This window comes from Mycobacterium sp. 1465703.0 (assembly GCF_001672975.1).
Taxonomy (GTDB): domain Bacteria; phylum Actinomycetota; class Actinomycetes; order Mycobacteriales; family Mycobacteriaceae; genus Mycobacterium.
On record NZ_LZKU01000271.1, the window covers coordinates 1 to 1,231 of the forward strand.

Consider the following 1,231-nt stretch of genomic DNA (forward strand, 5'->3'; position numbering starts at 1 on the left):
CGGCGAGATTCTGACCTACGACCTCGACGTCACGAATCTCGTGATTCAGCGCAACCTTTCGGACGGGTGCGACCTGACGTTCGACGTCGACCCGAACGACCCGTCGAGCTGGGCGCTTGACCTCAAGTCGTACGGCCAGTACGTGCACATCGAAAAGGTGATGCTCGGCAAGCGCCGCATCTGGTGCACGGGCATCGTCCAGCCGTCCGACATCGACGAGAACACGGGCATTTTGCATGTCAAGTGCAAGGGCTTCGCCGCGTACCCGAAGGGCATTCCGTGGCTTGAAGACATCACGAAAATCGACGTCGACGCATTCTGGCCGGTCGTCGAAATCTGGCGGCATCTGCAAGAGGACTTCCCGAACGGCAACCTCGACGTGACCGTATCGCCGCCAGAATCCGGCGTCGAAATGCTGGCCGGCTATGCGTTCGACGGCGACCTGTTGAACCTGAACTTTTTCGCGCTGTTCGTGCGCGCGACCGACAAGCTCGATTGCGGCGACTACATCAACGCGCTCGCGCGTGACGTGCCGTTCGACTACCGCGAGATTTCCGAATGGAACGCCGACCGCACCGACGTGAAAAAGACGTTCGAACTGGGCTATCCGCGGCTCGGGCTGATTCAGGAAAACATCGCGTTCGTCTTCAACGAGAACGTGCTTTCGGGCAAGCCGCACACCGAGACCCAAACCGACTACATCACCGACGTCGGTATCACGGGCTGGTTTCCCGGCGTGCAATACAGCTCCGAGCTGGCGAACGCCGACCCTGACCGGTTGCGCCGCTACCTGTCCGAAGACGACGCCATGATCGACAGCAACGAGCGCGCGCAAGCGTGGGCGCATCGCCGGCTTGCTCGCCGGCAGACGCCGCCGTACTGGGAAACCATCACGATCAACCCCGATCACCCGAACGCGCCGCGCGGCTCGTACGACGTCGGCGACACCATCATCGTGTCGGGCTATATGCCGTGGGTCGGCTTCATTTCCCAAGAGCACAAGATCATTTCGATTTCAGACGACACGACCAAGGGCGTCACGCAGCTCGCGTTGAAGGCCGAAGGCGCATTCAACTACGACCCGATTTACTTCCCCGACGGTTCGTCGAACATCATCGACAACGGTTCGTTCGACAACAACCTCAACGGCTGGACGGCCACGGGCCCGGGCTGGTTGTGGTCGGGCACCGACGGCAACGGCGCGTTGGGTTGCGCCACGATCGACGCCGAC

At 61.4% G+C, this 1,231-nt stretch carries 1 protein-coding gene; it reads left to right on the top strand.

The features are described 5' to 3' along the window. Positions 1-1,231, top strand: a 1,231-nt coding sequence (locus tag A5625_RS29745) for a hypothetical protein (RefSeq protein WP_067000969.1), incomplete at both ends; no start/stop codon positions are given.